Source organism: Phycisphaerae bacterium (assembly GCA_024102815.1).
In the GTDB taxonomy this organism is placed as follows: Bacteria; Planctomycetota; Phycisphaerae; order UBA1845; family UBA1845; genus JAGFJJ01.
This window is the reverse complement of record JAGFJJ010000042.1, coordinates 1-18629: the sequence shown is the minus strand read 5'-3', so window position 1 is coordinate 18629 and position 18629 is coordinate 1. Positions and strand designations below refer to the sequence as shown.

The following is an 18629-nucleotide window of genomic DNA, read 5'->3' as shown; positions in this document are numbered from 1 at the left end:
CGTTTTTCCGCCCCGCGCTCTCGAATTCTCTTGTTAACGGAATCCAGTGAGTTAACGGTCGGACAACAATTTAGCGGCAGATAGTCGAGCAACGAGATCGAGTCTCGCCTCGAACGACATCCGGTTGACCATCGCCGTCACCTCATCGGCTGCCTGCGCGTCGTAGTAGGTTTGCCACGCCTCTTTGCTGTCGGCAAACGACATCATAGCGGCTCGACATTGCATAGAGTGGACACAGTTACCGCTGGAGCCAAGCTCGCAGGAAAGAGTGGGATCGAACGGACAACGTCCGCCATAGGTCGTTGCGTCGAACACGAATACCTCCTGTCGAATAAAGAGGCGGGGACCGGGCCGGGCACTCCAGACCCGACCGGCCCCCGTCAGTGGTGCTTTACGACTGCCCCCAGGTAACCTGCGGGCTATCCGGGCCGCTCTCCTCGCTGTAGTCGTCCGACGTCGTCTCGCAATCGTTCGGTCCGCCTACCACGAAGCTCTCAAGAAACTCGAAAAAAACCATTTTGGCTGCTCCTTTGCTAAGTAGTCGAGGCAAGAAATACTTTTTGTCGAGCTGCCTCAAAGCTCGACCGCACGTTCGCCCGCGGGGTGCGTTTGGCCCCGCCGGGTACTACTCATCCGAATCTTGGCCTCCGATCTCCTTAAGCCCGACCTCGATAGCCTCCAGGATGTCCTCCACCAGGCTGACAAGCCCCATTTCTAACTCCTTTCAATAAGCCGATTGTTGCGGGCAGGAACGCCCTGTCCCGACACCCTATAATGCATTGAGCTATGGCCGAGATTACCCCCCCGGTAAGCTTCTTTTTTCTGGACGCCGCGACCGAGGTTAGCTACAACCCGTACACCACCTCATGCCGGGGAACTGCAATGACTGTCGGGCAGCTACAAGAGCTCATCGCGAAAGACCTACGCCAGGTAAAGGCGAGCATGCATCACCTGCGGGTAGAATCCGGCGAGTGGGGGCAGGTCAAGGAAGTTGAGCGCCAAGTTATCGCCGCGACGTCGGCGGAGGAACTTGAGCGGCTTCTGAGTGTGGTGGCATTGTTCAAGGAGCAGGTCAACAAGCAGGCGAAATGGTCGAGGCGAAAGAAGAATGAGACTAACTTCGACGCAATTCATCCGGTTGCTTCAGATTCGGTGGTCTGCACGTCGAGTTCTAATCTCGAGAATCTCTTGATCGACAGCGTGTCGCGGCGAGCAACGGATGAGCAGGCGGATTCGTATTCTCGGTCGCGTGTAAAGCGAGGGGATCGGAGGCAAAAAGGCCGAGTCACCTCCTACAAGACCCATTCGGTTGCCGCGCGCAAGGCTAAGGCAAAAGGAATCGCCGGTCTGATTATCGACGCGCGAAGCGACAGTGACGTCCTCGATGCGATCCTTACCCCCGAGTTCGCTGCTTACAACCCATATTCCCCGGACGTGCTCGGTGCGTATGACGAGATTGCGAAGCCTTGGCTGGGGCGAGACAAGGCTGAACGCCCTCAGTGGGACCGTGCTTGGGACCGGATTGAAGAGGCACATATTGAGGTCATGCGCGCTGCGGTCAGCGGTTCACCGGGTCGGCGGGTGTTGGTGACAGTGCCCACGCTGTTCTTTCTTACGATGCTGGCATGCCGCGGAGGACAGGCTCACGAGCTTGAGAGATTGAAAAACCTCCGCCGCCAGCTCGCGAGAAGTTACGCTGAACGGCCCTTCGTCCGCCGGTTCCTATCGGCTCTCTCGGCCTACTGCGGCGAGGCTGATGAATTTTGGCAGTTCGTTGCATCGGAGGAGGGATGCTTGAACGAGGGTGGAGGTGCGGCACTCTTTGCCGGCCCCGGCATCGGGCCTCAGTTTGCAAGTTCCCTTATAACTGCAGGTATTACTCCAGAATTTTTACGAATGCACAGTATCGGTGGCGAGAAAATTGTCGTCGGTGTGGCAAGACATTCCAAGCGGATTATAGATCTGGCTCGCGAGCTGCGGAGCGAAGTACGTGAGGCACTTACCCCTATGGTACTCGCCTGGGGGCTTACGGTGATGGACGTCCTGGGTGACAGAGTGCCCTCCAGGAGGATCGGCGAACAACTCTCTAGTCTGGCATTCATGCTTGTGACATACGAGTCCCGCCTCCGAACGGGCGGCCTGCCGGCGCAATTGTTTGACAAGTTGATTCAGCGACTGCAAGCCGCTGGCGTGACCCCGTCTGGCCGTCGCAATTTCCGGCAGTAAGCGGGTCGAACGGTTGCTCGACTCTGCGGTCCTCCGCGACCATCCAGGTAACCGCCTGCGTATGTAATATGTAGGAGGCCGCTGGGCCTCCACCCGCCGGACGACGCGCCGGTCGCGAAGCGAAGGTCGTCGTGGGCATCGTCCGCGCCGTGCCAGAAAGGCAGGCGTGCGGAGGCCGTGCGACGCGAACCCATCGATTCCGCGACCTCAACGGCGAGGCCCGCTCTCGCCCCCGAAACTCTCGAATCGCCGGCCTCTCGCGGCTGACACCCCGGATTGGTTTACGCGGGGTTACGTTCGCAGCCCGGATGCCACACAAACCGCTCGCATCCGGGACTGTACTCACCGAGGCAGGATCAGGGCTTCTTGCGTTGGTTCTCGTTCACGACCAGACTGAATTGCACTCGGTTGGCTGCTGAAAGCCTCGTCATAAGAAGGCGCGCGAAAACAGGTGGCGCCACTCCTTCGCGGGGAGGTGGAGACGGCTGGCCATGAGTAGGAAGCGAGATTGCGAATGCGTCCGATTTGGCCTGGCGAGGAGATTAGACCGGAAGAGACGCTCTGGCGGTACTTCAGAACCGATCGCCTTATCTCGGCCCTTCGGTCGGGTTCTCTGCATTTTCCGGCTGCACAGCAGTTTGAGGATCCCTTTGAGGGCGCCGTGGCCGTGTTGCCACACGACTGGCCGGTCGATCCTCTTTATCCCGACCTCGACCCTCTTGACGAAGCTTTTGCGGAGTTGCGGCGCCTCACCAAGATTAGCTGCTGGCACCGGGCTGATTACGAATGTAACGCGATGTGGAAGCTTTATGCCGCCGACCGCAAGGGAGTGGCCATTCAGACGACGGCTCAACGACTTCAAGAAGCACTTCTGCCGTTTCGATTGGCCCCGAAATGCGGCGAAGAAGAGCCCCAGTGGGGAGCGGTCCGCTACGTTGACCTCCATAAGGAAAGGCTCAACGTGAGCATGGAACAGATGTTCTTCTTCAAGCACAGAGCGTTCGAGTTTGAACGGGAGTTTCGAGTCGTTATCTCTGTGCGTCAAGCCGAGGAGTTCGGCGTTCCCGTTCCAGCGGACGGTATCGATGTGCCATTTCTTCCTGAGAAGCTGATCGATCGTATCCACCTTGGCCCGCAGCTCTCACGGGAAGATCGCGATGCGATCATTCGCGCCTCCGAGTCTATTGGCCTGCAGGCGGGGCTTGTAACCTCAACCCTCCTCGGCAAACCGCGCTATCATTGAGGTAAATCGGCCTACATCGGTGCCGTGTCCTACAGGGGTTGCGTTCGGCCCCCCAGGCGACACTTCGAACCACTTTCGCGTACATATCAGATAGGCCGCCGCATCGAGTCGGCGGTGAGTATCGCTACGATCGGCGGACGACCGGAAGGGCGCGGAGTGCGCGTCGGCGTGGGCCTTGGGAGGCCGCGCCCACGCGAACTGCATCCGACGACCCGGCCAACCTCTCGCCCCATGAACGTCGCTGGGAATTGACGGCCATCCTTGCCAACGGAATTAGTCGCCTACGCACGGCTGACGCGGTGGCTCCTGATCGCTGTTTGGCTCTGGTGTCGGCCGCGGCGCACGACGCATGACGCTCTGGAAACGAAGCAAGGCGTGGCTGTTCGACCGCGGGTAGCGGCGCGCAACCGAACCCCCCGGCGTCGCTGTTCCGAAGTTTACGTCAGGTCCCCCCTTCAATGTTTGACAAATCCGCAGGTTCTCGCCGCTTGACACCCGGCGGAAGTTGGTTTTTTTGGGGGGGTCGGATGCGACTCGAACCCGGCTGGCCCGCGCAATAAGATGCCCGCACCGGAAGTCGAGAGTGACTGCCCGCGATTTCGTCCCCAACATAAAGGGGCGACTCAGGTCCGCGATCGAACAGGCCGAGCCGAAATCGAGCTTGAGCAATGCCATTCCAGCCACACCCCGCACAATTGCAAGCACTTCGCACCGCCAAGCGGTTCAAAGAGGGAATCCATCCCACGAAGATAGGATCTGAGATCGGGTTGGGTTGCGTCATCCGATTTGAGACCGTCCCCTCACAGGTGATGCAGGCGGAAATCGGCCATCTCTGCGCAAGCGGTGGGAGCAGGGAACTTCTTCAGGATCTGTGCAATCGTGGATACCTGAGGAAGTATGACCGGTATCGGGAGTTCACTGGAGCACCGATTGAGTATCAGACCGAAGACGGGGCGTCGGTGCTTGTCCACGACTCGAACTGGACTCAAATCGAGGTTCGACGCCCCGGCGCAATCGCGCCCGACGGTCAACAGTTCGTCCGGCATTACGCCTGGGCACCCGGTTCCGGGGCGAAGAAGGCCCAGAGCCCGTCAAAACAGAAGCGGGCGAATGGAACGAGGGCGGGCTGTTCCTTCCAGCTGCTGCCCGATGGCTACAAGCTGCTCGATGAGATGGACGCGCGAACGGCCCTCGAAGACTCGAATAGAAACCGCGGCGAGAATCGCCCAAAGAATTCCAAGCCGCGCGGACCGGCATGGGCACGTCTCGAATTGCGCCGGTCGTCCGACGGCAGTGACCATCATGCGCAACTCGATGGGAAGATCATTCGAATCCGCGGAGAAGCAGCCTTCCGTTTGCTTGACGTGCTCCAAGAAAAGAGGGGCGAGCGCGTAAAGGCCGGGGTTCTACAAATCGAAATCCGTCAACGGCCCGACCGAGTGCTGAACCGGCTCGACAAACGACTGCAACGCATCATCGACCGTCCCAAGAAGGGTGGCGTCGGCTACGCGATGCTGTAGTCGGCCATAACTTGGACATTCCTAGGACATTCTTCGCGCGCTTTTTCTTGATCAAGCGCTGGCTAGCATGTCCGGTGCTATGGGAATCAAAACACCACGCCTGCCTGAACCGTCGACGATCCGACGGGAAATCGATTCCTTGCGGGCGCGCATCGCTGAATTGCGGGCGCTGCTTCCATTGGCCGAGGTGCAGCACTTGCGGAGGTCGCTCCGGCAGCGCGATTGCGCCGGGAAAGCGGTGCCGCCTCGATGAGACGGTCCGCCCCAAGCATCGCCGCAACCGAGCGGAACGAATCCGCTCCGTTACCGCCGATTGAGTGTCTGCGTGAACTCGCGGCCATTCTGGCGAACGCCCGCCTTTTGAATAACGCCGCGATTGCGCACGTTCGGCACGAACTGAATGCCATCGACGCCCGCAGGGCGGGAGGCGGGCAGTGAAGCACAAACTTCCCGAAAGGAGCTCTGAGTCTGCGGTGACCAACCGTGTAGCCGGATACGAGATGTGCATCGTTGTTGCGGACATGGGGAACGAGGAGGCTCACTTAGAGTCGCACCGCGCTGATGCGTTGGCAGCCTGGCTCGTGAATGAATGGTTGCGCGGGCATAGCGAGGGAGGCGGATCATGATCGACATCGACCTCGTTCACCGCAACGTGCCGCGCCGCTTGAAGGAGCTCCATCAATGGGTCAATTGGAAATACGTTCAGCGAAATGGGAAGCCGACCAAGGTGCCCGTCGACCCAAAGAATGGCGAGGCCGCTTCCTCCACCGATCCATCGACGTGGGGGACATTCGAGCAAGCATGTGAAGCGGCTCAGCGATCCAGAGGCGTGGCCGGTGTCGGCTTTGTATTCTCGAAGCAGGACCCCTACACCGGAATCGACTTCGATCATTGCGTCGATCCCCAAACAGGGACACTAGAGCCGTGGGCACAAGAGCACCTCGACCGGCTTGCGAGCTACGCCGAGACCAGCCCTTCAGGCGCCGGTGTCAAAACCATCCTCATCGCCCGGAAACCGGGCACGCGATGCAAGCGTGCAATCGAAGGCGGCGCCGTCGAGATTTATGACGCCGATCGTTTCTTCACAATCACCGGCCAACGACTTCCGGGCGCAACTGCCGATATCGAGGAGCGCCAGGCCGAACTTGACGCGTTCTACTCCCTAGTGTTTCCCAACGGCTCATCGCCCCAGCAGTCTCGCATTTCAAACAACGGGCACGTTCTGCTTGAAGATGATGAAATAGTTCGAATTGCCTCGCAGAGTCGGAAATCAGGCGACAAGTTCAGGTCCCTTTGGGAGGGCAGGTGGGAGGGAACTTACGGTTCGCAGAGCGAGGCCGATTCCGCGCTCGTGTGCTACTTAGCGTTCTATTCCAAGAGCGTGGGACAGCTTGATCGACTGTTTCGGCGTTCCGGTCTCATGCGAGCCAAGTGGGACGAGCAACATGGTGCACGAACCTACGGGCAGATGACCATTGAAGGTGCCCTGGCCACAGTGCGAGGGCAATATTCGCCGCGGCGATCCGTGCCAAGCACACCCGATCCCGCCGATTCCTCCATTGGCGTATCACGGCCGGCGATCATTGTGACGGACTTGCAGCTCAGGGACCTTACGAGATGCGCAATCGACGCGCTCCAAAAAGCCAATGCCCCGCCCGTGTTCTTCGTGCGGTCCGGGTCGCTGGTTCGAGTCGTCGGAGATGAAAAGCAAATCGCGACGATCGAGTTGCTCAATGAAACCCGCGTCCGGGCCCGGCTTGCTGACGTTTCGGATTTCTATTCCGTACGGCGCTTAAGGGACTCCGAAATCAGAACAGCGATCGCTCCACCAAAGGCACTAACGGAGAATATTCTTGCCCAAGGGCAATGGCCGTTTCCGCTCTTGCTGGGACTCGTTCGCACCCCAATCGTCCGACCGGACGGCACGATTTGTCTTGCGCCCGGCTACGACCCGGCTACGATGTTGTTCTATGCGCCTGATTCCGGACTGGAGCATCTTCGGATTCCAGATTCTCCGACCAAGGGTGAGATCCAGTCATGCACTCGATCGCTGCTTGATCTCATCGGGGAATTCCCTTTCGTGGATCAAGCGAGCAAGTCAAACGCGCTTTCGCTGCTCTTTTCCATCCTGCTTCGGCCTGCCATCCGTGGCCACATACCGTTGTTCATCTTCGACGCCCCCGCTCAAGGAACTGGGAAGACGCTTCTGGTAATTGTGCTGGTCACGATTGCTGTTGGGGGTCTTTCAGTTGAGGCCGTGCCATCCAAGCAAAACGAGGATGAGTGGAGGAAGAAGATCACGTCACTGTTGATGGCATCTTCTCCAGTCGTTCTGTTGGACAACGTTCCCGAAGATGCGTGTCTCGATTCTCCTGCCTTGGCCGCCGCGATCACGGGGGCGGAATGGTCAGATCGAATCCTCAGCAAGAGCCTGACGATACGAGTGCCCTCACGAGCTATTTGGGTTGCGACGGGCAACAACTTCCGCGTGGCCGGCGACCTGCCGCGCCGATGCATTTCAGTCCGTCTCGACGCTCAGAAAGAACGTCCCTGGGAGCGCAGCGGATTCCGAATTGCCGACATCGAGGCGCATGCACGCGAGAACCGCGGTGAGCTTCTTTCGGCCGCGCTGACGATTGTTCGCGGCTGGTTCTCCGCAGGTTGCCCACGGGTAACGATGCGTCCGTTCGGGAGTTTCGACGAATGGGCAGGCATCATCGGTAGCGTGTTGTCGTTCGCTGAAGTGCCGGGTTTCCTTGATAACCTCGACGAGACGCGCTCGGTGCAAGATGAAGACAGCCGCCAGTGGGCGACACTTTTCGATGCCTGGTGGTCACGTTTTGGCGATAGACCAGTTACGGTCGCACGACTCTTCTCGGCGATGTTCGCAGAGAATGCTGTCGATCCGGTTGAACTTCCCGATGCCATGCTGGTCTCGAAAGACGGTGGCCCCGGCTCATTACGGCGTTCGTTGGGCAGACATTTATCGCGCATGACGGGGCGCGTCTTCAACGACCGCAAGCTTTGCGATGCAGGGGAAAACACACATTCCAAAGTTCGCACTTGGACGCTTAAGCCCCTGTTCACAGGCGATTCCGTCGAGCTTAACCCCGCTAACCCCGCAGGATTGCGGGGTCAGCTCAATGGAAACCCCGCAGCGGGAGACGTTGAATGACAAGCACTTATGGTCGTTTGCGGGGTTATCGGGGTTTGATTCGTATTGCCCGCGCACGCGCGCATGCGCGCGCGTGAGAAACTGGAACGGGCTCAGAATAACCCCGCAATACCCGCAAACCCCGCAACGCGGTCCTTGATTTCCGGGGCGAGTTGAGGGAAGGGTGTGGCGATCTCGAACGCGAGGAGGAAACATGATTCTGAACGAAACGCGCTCCGCCGTTGCGTACCTTCGCCGCTCGACCGACCGCCAGGAGCAGAGTCTGGCCGACCAACGGTCGGAGATCCGGCGTTGGGCAAAGGAAAACGGGTACACGCTTCTTCGTGAATACGTCGACGACGCCATCTCGGGCACTTCCGCCGACAAGCGCCCGGAGTTTCAACGGATGATCGCTGACGCTCAGCGTGGCAATTTTGATGCGGTCATCGTCTGGAATTCCGACCGCTTCTCCCGTGGCGATATCACAGAGACCGAGTACTATCGATACCTGCTTCGCAAGGCGGGGGCCGTTCTCTTATCCGTGACCGAAGACTACCTCGCTCGCGAGGGGATCGACGGCGACGTATTACGGACTGTGAAGCAGTTTCAAAACCGCCAATTCTCAATAAGCCTGTCGCAGAATACGCTGCGTGGCCAGATATCTTCGGTCTTGTCAGCGTCCGACCCAGGGCGGATTACGCCCTACGGCTACGACCGGGAGATCGTTGGCCCGGACGGCTCCCCGCTCTATCGCATCCGTTTCATGCCCGGCGGAAGCCGGCAGGTCTATGACCGGGACGGACGCCTCCAAGCGACCTACGTTAAGGGCCAATCTCTCAAGAAGCCTGGCAAGGAATGCCGCGCCCGGCTGGTTCTCAGCGAGGGCCGGCGTGTAAAGGTCGTGCGCGACATCTACAGATTGTGCATAGACGGTCGGGGATTCAAGGGTATTGCCGATGACCTCAACCGGCGGGGTGATGCGAGCCCTCGCGGTCATCTGTGGAGCTTCACGAGCGTAAAGTCTCTGCTCGAGAATCCGGTGTACCGCGGCGACATTGTCTGGAATCGAAGAACTGAATCGAGATTCTACGCCGTTCGCAATGGTCGGGCGGACCAGATGAAGGCACACAGAGAATCGGGCCGCCCGGAGGCCATGCCCAAGGACGACTGGATTATCATCGAGGATGCCGTTCCCGCGATCGTAGACCGTACTACATGGGATCGCGCCCAGGTGATGGTTAGACGCCGATCCGAAGCCAAGGGAGGAGGAGGCAAGCAAACGAATCGCTGGCTCCTCAGTGGCGTGCTTAGATGCGGTGAATGTGGAAGCCTGTTCTGGGGTGAACGGAAGCGCAAAGGACGTATCCCCGGTCGCGCCGAGGTCGTCACGAACTACTATACCTGCTCCGGCCGATGGGCATACGGAGAGAACGGTTGCCGCCAGTCCACGCATGTAAAGGCCGATCCCCTTGAGACATGGGTACTGGAGAGATTGCAGCAGCTTGTGTTGGCCGATAGTCGCGGCGTGGACGACGCTATCGACCGGTTCGTCGCTCTGATGAACAAGACGCACGTCCAGGAGCCGGATACGAAGCGAATCGAACGAGATCTGAGGGAAATCGAAACGACGGTAAATGGAATCCTCACCGAGATTGACCCTGCCAATCTACCGCTTCTGAATGACAGGTTGACCCAACTGCGTCGGCGGAAGGAGCAGTTGGAGGGCGAGTACCGGCTTGCACAGTCAAACCGCAACTCGTGTGACGAAAAGGCGTTACGAACCTGGGCGCGAAGTCGAATTGGCGGTTTGGCAGACGCGATGGCTGGCCGACGTAATGAGCACGTTCGGTGCGTTCTGGCGAGCTACGTGGATGAAATTGTGATTTACCCTGCGGCCAAGACTGGGGTCATGCGGGTCAATTCCGCATTGCGGGGTCTGATGGACGAGGGACAGGATTCGAAGAAGTCTCGCGAAATCGGGCGGAAGCGGGGACAGGCGAACGGGTCGGCAACGCGGCGGTCGCCTGGAGGTAAACTAGAGGGAACGAAACCGCCCTCAAAACGACACGTCGCGTGCAAGGGAGACTTTTTCGACCTTTCGTTCGCTTGTGGAAACCTTCCCCTCCTCAGCATGATAAGTCACATGGCGAGGCTGTCGCCGACTTCCAGCGGCCGTCGAAGATAGTGCGCTGCAATTTACAGGTGATTGTTGCGTGCCGCGCGCCGGCGCACGACCATTCCCGACACAGCTTCTTCAGTTCCAAGCCTCCGCGAATGGGATTTCTCCTGAGCGGATTAGGGGCAGGCCGAGCAGTGAGGGTTTTCCCCTACAATCGCAGTGAGGAACTTTTGGCGAATTACGGCCTAACGACAAGAGATCGGACTTCGGTCTGAAGATGCCGATATCAACCACGGGATTGTCATTGACGGCATTCGATGAGCATGAATTGGGTGCGGTCACTCACTTTACGACTCATTTGACTCAGAGGTTCTGCCGGATCCGGGGGCTGTACAATTCGAATGTGCCCACCGCTCCGCGGGGAAATGGTCATGTCGTCATGCCTTCTTCAAGGTGCATTCGCCGAGAAAATCCTTGACAGTCTCGATGCGCACATCGCTGTCGTCGACGCAAGAGGCACCATTATTGCCGTCAATGCCGCTTGGCGTCATTTTGCCGAACTTAACGGCCCAACTTCCAGGAGCGTATGCGAAGGCGCCAACTATTTTGAAGCGTGCGAGGCGGCGGGCGGAGAGGATCGCGAGACCGCGCAGTCCTTTGCCGGTGCTGGCCGGGAAATCCTTGCGGGCACGCGCAAGTGCTTCGAATGCGAATACCCATGCCACTCACCGAACGAGCAGCGGTGGTTTCTGGGCCGAATTACGCGCGTTGTCGAAAACGGTGAGGCGTATCTGGTCATCGCCCACGAGAACATCACGGCCCGCTGGCTCGCCGAGGCCAACCAGCATATCTCCGAGGCACGAGACAAAGCAATTATCGCCACAGCGCACGACGCCATTGTTGTTGCCGATGCGAGAGGCACGATCATGGATTGGAACGCCTCGGCGGAACGCATCTTTGGCTTCACGGCCGCGGAAGCCATCGGGAGCGATATGACAGGGCTGATCATTCCTGCCGAATGCCATGAAAAGAAACGTGCGGCGTTGAACCAATTCGCGATCGCCGGGAAGGGGCCTGCTGTCGGCCGACCAATGGAACTTACGGCATTGCGGAAGGATGGAACGACGATTCCGATCGAATTGACTCTCTCCGCTTATAGGTCCAGTGAGGGCTTCCACGCTGTCGGAATCGCCAGAGACATATCCCGCCGGACCGCCGAGCAACAGCAGTTGGTCGAGTCCGCAGAACTCCTCGAGAAAATTGTCTCCCACATCCCGTACTACGTATTTTGGAAAGACCGTGAGTTAAAGTATCTCGGTTGCAACGAAAACTTCGCCCGGATTGCGGGGTTGGATGGGCCGGAGAGTATCAAAGGACTGACGGACTTTGATATGCCCTGGGGCGCGACCGAGGCTGGCTGGTATCGGTCGTGCGACCAGAAGGTGATGGAGTCAGGCCGCCCGATCACAGACATCGAAGAAACTCAGCAACGTTCCGACGGCTCTCAAGCGACGCTGCTTACCAGCAAAGTGCCGCTTCGTGGTTCGGACGGATCGATTTTCGGCATTCTCGGCATTTTCGCCGATATTACCGAGCGCAAGGCGGCCGAGGTTCAACTGAATAATGCCCTCGAGGACGCGACGCGGAAGCGGCGCGAACTGGAGGGACTATTACGGGCGGCCCAAACCGTGCTTGAGCATGATTCGTTTGCGGAGTCGGCCCGAGATATCTTCTCCGCCTGCAAGACGCTTGTTGGCGCTACTTCCGGATACGTTGCGCTTCTCGCAGAAAGTGGTGTGGAGCACGAAGTCCTGTTCCACGACGCCGGAGGGGAAGTTTGTTCGGCCGATCCGAATGCACCCATGCCTATCCAAGGCCTGCGCGCCGAAGCGCATCGTTCGGGCCGTTGTGTATTCGATAACGCTTGCGCAGCATCTGATTGGGCAAAGTTCACGGCCGAAGGCCATATTCCACTTGAGAATGTCCTATTCGCCCCACTGGTGCTGGATGGCAAAGCTATTGGACTGCTTGCTCTGCGTAACAAACCGGGCGGATTCACGAGGGAAGATGCTGACCTTGCTCAAGCGTTTGGCGAGTTGGCGACTATTTCGCTCCGCAGCGCCCGAAGTGTCGAGCTCCTGCGTGTCAGTGAACTGCGCTGGTCCAACCTGGTCCGGAATATTCCTGATGGAATCGTCCAGTTGGATTCCGAAGGCCGTATTGTGGATACGAACCCCGCGGCCTCACTGATCCTTGGACTCCCGGTCCAGGAACTTGTGGGCCAGACCTTTAGTCAATTGGGGCTTTTCGAAGAGACGGCGCTGGCGGGGCTACAGCTGGAGTTCACGTCATTGCTGTGGGGGAAAGGCGATACGCGGTTTATGGTTGACTTCCATCATCACGACGGTCGTCATGTAATTGCCGACGTATCTGCGCTTTCGCTAGGTGAAACATTGCCATGCCGTGTACTGGCCGTCTTCCGAGATGTCTCGGACCGGGAAAAGTCCACGCGCCACATTCAGCTCTTAATGAATGCACTTCAGGCCAGCAACGAAGCGATCGTTATAACGGACCGGTCGGCACGAATCGAGTGGGTAAACGACGCATTCGAGTTGTTGACGGGGTACACTCGCGAGGAAGCCATTGGCGGGAATCCGCGCAGATTGAAGAGTGGCCGTCACGGGCAGGCGTTCTACGAAGAGATGTGGAGAACGATTCTGAGCGGCCAGGTCTGGACTGGCAAACTTAAGAATCGCCGCAAGGATGGCACGGTGTATACAGAACGGATGACGATTACACCAGTGCGGATCCATAGCAATGACGTAACGCACTTTGTGGCCATCAAGGCGGACGTGACGTCGGAAGAAGCAGAGGAATCACAGAGACTGCAGACGCAAAAGCTTCAGTCTATCGGGCAGCTCGCTGCGGGGATCGCCCATGAGATTAACACGCCGACTCAATTCGTCAGCGACAACACCCGCTTTCTTCGGGAGAGTGCTGGCGATCTGGTACAGGCAGTCCAGAAGTGTAGGGATCTGCTCAAGGATGGTGACTCGCCGGAAGTTGCCAAGCGGGCCGAGGCGCTGGAGCGCGCGTTGGAGGCACTCGATTTCGCTTTCATTTCCGAGGAAGTTCCGAGAGCCATCGAGCAGTCGTTGGAAGGACTTGAGCGTGTGACGCGCATCGTGCGGGCGATGAAGGATTTTTCCCATCCAGCGACGAACGAACGCTCGCCGGCCGATCTGAACAAGGCCATCGAGAGCACTGTCACCATTGCTCGGAACGAGTGGAAATATGTTGCCGACCTTGATTTGCGGCTGGCGCCGGACTTGCCTTCCGTGCCGGTCGCCCTCGGCTCGTTCAACCAGGTCATTTTGAATCTAGTTGTTAACGCTGCCCATGCAATTGAGGAGAAGATAGGCAGGAATTCCGGCAACAAAGGATGCATCACCGTAGAGACCAGAGACCTGGGTGAGCTTGTGGAGATTCGAGTTTCCGACACTGGCTCAGGTATCGCCGCGGAGAATCGCCCGAAGGTTTTCGAGCATTTCTTCACAACCAAGGCCGTCGGAAAGGGAACTGGCCAAGGCCTTGCTGTCGCGCGGTCGGTGATCGTCGAACAGCACGGCGGGTCCATCGAGTTCGAGTCGGAGCCGGGCGTGGGAACCACGTTCGTGATCCGATTGCCCTTGGCTATTTCTCGGAAAGGCGCCGATTGATGCCCGCACATCCAGCACGGATTCTCTTCGTTGACGATGAACCGGCCGTTCTGGATGGGCTGCGGCGGATGATGCGATCGCAATCGCATCGGTTCGTTTCGAACTTCACGGATGATTCGATCAAAGCGCTTCAGGCATGCGTAGCGGGCGAAGTAGACGTACTCGTATCCGACTGCACGATGCCCGCGATGGATGGCTTCGCGCTAATAACGCAGTTGCGGGCCACGCCCGAAGGCCGCCGCGTGCCAGTGATCTTCCTTTCAGGTCGCCAGGAAGCGGAACTCAAGCGCGAGGCGCTCGACCTTGACGCCGCAGACCTGCTCAGCAAGCCGGTGCAGTTCGAGGAACTTCTCGCCCGATTGCGCAACGCGCTGCGCATCAAGACTTTCGAGGATGAATTGAACGAGCAGAATGCCCGGCTCGACCGGCGGGTGCTGGAACGCACGGCCGCCTTGGAAGACTCACGCCGCGAGATCCTTTGGCGCCTGGCCAAAGCCGGCGAGCTGCGCGACGAACAAACAGGGCACCACGTACTTCGCGTGGCATGGTACAGCTTTCATGTCGCCAAGGCACTTCGGCTCGACGACGATTACTGCGGAGAGTTGCTAATCGCAGCTCCCTTGCACGATGTCGGCAAGATCGGAATTCCCGATCACATTCTCCGCAAACCGGGACCTCTCACCGCGGCGGAGTGCGCGGTGATGCAGGAGCACTGCCGGATTGGCGAGGCCATCCTCCGAGAGCGGCCGCCGATGGCCATGATGCTGGAGAGGATGAGTCCGAACGCGTGCGCCGATCCGGTCTACCCGGCGCTGGCAATGGCTGCCAGGATTGCCCTGGGCCATCATGAGCGTTGGGATGGGCGTGGCTATCCGCGGGAGCTTCGCGGTGACCAGACGCCGCGGGAAGCGAGAATTGTCGCCGTTGCTGACGCGTTCGACGCGATCTGCGCCGAGAGGCCCTACAAGCCGGCGCTGCCGTTCGATCATGCGGTGAGTGTCATTCGGGCGGAGGCGGGGGCGCAATTCGACCCAGTGATCGTACGTGCCTTCGAGTCTGCCATTCCGGCTATTCGAGTGACGCAGGCGAAGCTCGCCGACGACGCCACGGCGCTCGAATTGGTGAGCGTGTTATGAAAAAGCACATTCTGTTCGTGGATGACGAGCCGCGCATTCTGGACGGACTGCGCCGCATGCTGCGAGGCATGCGCGATACCTGGGACATGCACTTCGTAGAAAGTGGAGAAGCGGCGATCGACCGACTCCGAATGCACCCATTTGATGTTGTCGTTTCCGACATGCGTATGCCAGGAATGGACGGCGCGCTGCTGCTGAACGAAGTTCGGGAGACTTACCCGCACATCGTGCGCATCATACTCTCGGGACATTCCGATAATGAGATGATCCTCCGTTCTGTGGGACCGGCGCATCAGTACCTGGCCAAGCCCTGTGATCCTGACCGGCTTCGCCAGTGCGTCGAACGAGCGATCGCTTTACGGGCTGTCGTTCACAACGACAAGTTGGAACGCACGATTGGCGGCATCGAGTCCTTGCCGAGCCTGCCAACTCAGTATGTCCAGGTCCAAGAAGAGTTGTCGTCCCCAGAGCCATCCATCTGCCGGTTGGGCAAGATCATCGAGCAGGACGTGGGGATGACGTCGAAAGTCCTCCAGCTGGTCAATTCGGCCTTTTTCGGTCTCCGTCATGAAGTATCAAGTGCCGCAGAAGCGGTAAAGCTCCTGGGGCTTGACATCGTCGGCTCGCTGATCTTGACGATGCACGTATTCCGCCAATTCGACGGCGCGCGTTCGGCCGGCATTGCCATTGAACGCGTCACGGCGCACTCGCTGGGTGTTGCGACATTCGCCCGCGCCATCTGTCGAAGCGAGGAAGCCGAGAAGACTCTTATGAGCCATGCTTTTCTGGGCGGCCTGCTGCACGATGCCGGCAAGCTCATCTTGGCGAATTGCCACCCCGGGGAGTACGAACTGGTCTTGCAACGCCACGGCGAAAAGCCCGATATTGAACTGGAGAGGACGATTTTCGGCGTGACGCACGCGGAGGCGGGAGCCTATCTTCTCGGACTTTGGGGGCTGCCGGATGCTCTGGTGGAAGCTGTGGCATTTCACCACACGCCCTCTTCCACTCCGCTGTCAGACTTTGCACCGCTCACGGCAGTCCACGTCGCCAATGCGCTGGAGCACCGGGGAGAGGACGACGATGAACTCGAGGAGGTGGTCGATATTGAGCATTTGGTCCGCCTGAACCTCAACCACCGGCTTCCGGATTGGGAGCAGGCATGTCAATCGAATGTACGGTCGGGGACAGCAATATGAACCGTCGTGTGCTGTGCGTGGACGATGAGCCGCACGTCCTTGACGGCTATCGCCGAAATCTGCGCAATCAATTCGACTTGGACGTTGCCACAGGCGCCGCCGAGGCGCTCGAGTGCTTACAGCGAGGCGAACCATACGCCGTGATCATATCCGACATGCGAATGCCAGGTATGGACGGTGTCGCGCTGCTGACCGAGATTCGCCAACGCGCGCCTGACACCGTTCGCATGATGCTCACCGGCTGTGCCGAGCTAACCGTGGCGATCGATGCCGTCAACGCAGGCAACGTCTTTCGATTTCTGACCAAACCCTGTCCCCCCGAGACCCTCGCCGCCGCACTAAATGAAGGCCTGCGGCAGTTCGAGCTGGTTCAGGCAGAAAAAGTGCTTCTCGAGCAGACGCTGCGCGGTTCGATCAAGGTACTCTGTGAGGTCCTGTCCCTTGCCAATCCAATGGCGTTCGGTCGCGCTGATCGGCTGCATCGCCTTGTCCGGGCACTGGCGCGAGTCTTGGGCGTAAAGCACGCATGGCAGGTTGAGATCGCCGCCATGCTCTCGCAACTCGGTTGCATCGCTCTCCCGCCAAACGTTCTCGACAAAGCGTACCGCGGCGGCGGCCTATCCGATGCGGAGCAGAAAGCAGTCGCCGAGCATCCCGTGCTCGGCGCAGCGCTGATCTCCCACATTCCAAGGCTCGAGCCAGTCGCCGCTCTCGTCCGCGAGCAGAATCGACCGGAAACCGAGGCGCCCATAGGCGCACGCATTCTCAAGCTGGCGGCCGAATTCGATCAACTCACACAGCAAGGGCTCTCCGAGGTTGATGCGATCTTACGATTGCGAGAGCGAGGCGGTCAGGACCAAGAGCTGCTGAACGCTTTGCAGTCGGCGCTTCGCGTGGATGAGCAATTCGAGCGGCACGTGTTGGCGCCGGCCGATCTGCAGAACCACATGATTCTGGCAGAAGACGTCAGAACAAGCGACGGTCTCCTGCTGGTGCTCCGCGGGCAACAGGTGACTTTGGGTATGAAGCAACGCCTGGTGAACTTCGCGGAAAGCGGACGGCTTAGCGATCGGCTGCAAGTTCTGGTTCGTAAACCGCGGTGAGTGCCGGACGCACTGAGTGCTGTCAATGGCCGCGTTCAGGAGTGAACTAATGCAACGTACTGTCCTTCTGATTGACGATGAACCCCATGTACTGGAAGGGCTGAAGCGCGCCCTCCGCAAAGAAGGCTACCGGTTGGTGACCGCCGCCTCGGCGACGGAAGCTGGATTCGTAGTCGAAACGGATCGTGTTGATCTGATCGTGACCGACGAGCAAATGCCTGGCATAACTGGCACAGAATTCCTGGCGCGCTTGCAGGAAAAAATGCCCAGCATCATCGGAATCGTTCTGACAGGCCAGCCGACGCTCCAATCAGCGCTCACCGCGATCAACCGAGGAAATGTCTACCAATACTTCACTAAACCCTGCAACGAAGTCGAATTGGCCATGGCCATCCGTCGAGCAATGGAACAGAAGGAGCTTTTGGAAAAGAGCCAGAAACTGCTTGACCTCGCCAAGCGGCAATCCGCCCTAATCGAAGAGGCCCGGATTCTCCGACGCATGCAGTCGATGTCTCACCGCGAGCGTAGCGCGGTGGTGACAAGAGAGTCTCCACCCAAGACAACCCGAGAATTGCTTGAGCAAATCGAGGACGAGCTTGAACGTAGCAAGGACATGCTATCGCAAGACGATCCATCAATATTCTGATTTGCGAATACCCGGGCTGAAGCGAAGTTATACATGGCATTGCCGCGAGCAAGGCGCAGCCTCGAAGGGAGCGTGCATTGCGGAGCCGGATCGAGCGTACTTCGTTGACCGTGTCCCGGTTGCAGCTACATCCTCGGCGTTCAACACAGCGTAATATTCCTCAGCACGGGAAGTCTCTTCCCGACCCATGCCCAGCCCAAGTCCAGTATTGCAACCGCGATACCGCCGATCCGCTGCGCGCGCCTGCTCGACGGCACCGACGGCGCGGGCTGCATCGTGCTCCGCGTCCAGCACTACGGCCACGTTGGTGAGCATCCGGCTTGGAACGGCGTGCCGCGTGAAGGACCCAGCTTCACATCCGCAGGGAGAGGCGGAGCGGCCGTGGAACCACTTCCTGGAGGCGTCGCCACCGCCCGGGCCGATGGTGCACGGCGCGTTGATTTTCGGGTGTGGATCCACGTTTAAGAAATAGTTGCCAAGCGAACCGAGGAAGACCAGCAACAACCGCATTGCATGAGATCGAAGGGGCTGACAATCTCCGTCGGTGGCGCGAAAAGCTGCTGA

Annotated in this window: 12 protein-coding genes; 10 read left to right on the top strand and 2 right to left on the bottom strand. The window is 58.9% G+C overall.

The window, feature by feature from the left end:
* Window positions 1–51 precede the first annotated feature (51 nt).
* Window positions 52–315 (bottom strand): hypothetical protein, encoded by a 264-nt coding sequence (locus J5J06_09350; GenBank protein MCO6437277.1) that lies wholly within the window; start codon window positions 313–315, stop codon window positions 52–54.
* Window positions 316–786: 471 nt separating this feature from the next.
* Here J5J06_09350 and J5J06_09345 point away from each other — a divergent pair, with 471 nt between their 5' ends.
* The 10 genes from J5J06_09345 (at window position 787) to J5J06_09300 (ending at window position 18065) form a co-directional block, all read left to right on the top strand.
* Complete coding sequence (locus J5J06_09345; GenBank protein MCO6437276.1) at window positions 787–2226, top strand: hypothetical protein; 1440 nt, start codon at window positions 787–789, stop codon at window positions 2224–2226.
* 514 nt (window positions 2227–2740) lie between these two features.
* Window positions 2741–3469 carry a DUF2971 domain-containing protein gene (locus J5J06_09340; protein ID MCO6437275.1) on the top strand — a complete coding sequence of 243 codons (729 nt, stop codon included), beginning with the start codon at window positions 2741–2743 and terminating at the stop codon, window positions 3467–3469.
* A gap of 668 nt (window positions 3470–4137) precedes the next feature.
* Entirely contained in the window at window positions 4138–4989 is an 852-nt protein-coding gene (locus J5J06_09335; GenBank protein MCO6437274.1) for a hypothetical protein, read from the top strand.
* Between the two features lie 622 nt (window positions 4990–5611).
* On the top strand, window positions 5612–8164 hold the full coding sequence (locus J5J06_09330; protein ID MCO6437273.1) for a hypothetical protein: 2553 nt from the start codon (window positions 5612–5614) through the stop codon (window positions 8162–8164).
* Between the two features lie 193 nt (window positions 8165–8357).
* Window positions 8358–10328, top strand: a complete 1971-nt coding sequence (locus J5J06_09325) for a recombinase family protein (GenBank protein MCO6437272.1) — start codon at window positions 8358–8360, stop codon at window positions 10326–10328.
* A 359-nt stretch (window positions 10329–10687) separates the two neighbouring features.
* Window positions 10688–13981 carry a PAS domain S-box protein gene (locus J5J06_09320; GenBank protein MCO6437271.1) on the top strand — a complete coding sequence of 1098 codons (3294 nt, stop codon included), beginning with the start codon at window positions 10688–10690 and terminating at the stop codon, window positions 13979–13981.
* Entirely contained in the window at window positions 13981–15117 is a 1137-nt protein-coding gene (locus J5J06_09315; GenBank protein MCO6437270.1) for a response regulator, read from the top strand. The genes J5J06_09320 and J5J06_09315 overlap by 1 nt, the downstream gene beginning before the upstream one ends.
* Window positions 15114–16316 carry an HDOD domain-containing protein gene (locus J5J06_09310; protein ID MCO6437269.1) on the top strand — a complete coding sequence of 401 codons (1203 nt, stop codon included), beginning with the start codon at window positions 15114–15116 and terminating at the stop codon, window positions 16314–16316. The genes J5J06_09315 and J5J06_09310 overlap by 4 nt, the downstream gene beginning before the upstream one ends.
* Window positions 16280–17419 carry a response regulator gene (locus J5J06_09305; GenBank protein ID MCO6437268.1) on the top strand — a complete coding sequence of 380 codons (1140 nt, stop codon included), beginning with the start codon at window positions 16280–16282 and terminating at the stop codon, window positions 17417–17419. Before J5J06_09310 ends, J5J06_09305 begins: the two co-directional genes overlap by 37 nt.
* 25 nt (window positions 17420–17444) lie before the next feature.
* The gene (locus J5J06_09300; GenBank protein ID MCO6437267.1) at window positions 17445–18065 is read left to right on the top strand and encodes a response regulator; all 621 of its coding nucleotides are present in this window, start codon (window positions 17445–17447) and stop codon (window positions 18063–18065) included.
* 27 nt (window positions 18066–18092) lie between these two features.
* On the opposite strand, the gene J5J06_09295 is transcribed toward J5J06_09300, so the two are convergent.
* The coding region (locus J5J06_09295; protein MCO6437266.1) for a hypothetical protein at window positions 18093–18629 on the bottom strand (537 nt) is incomplete at its 5' end.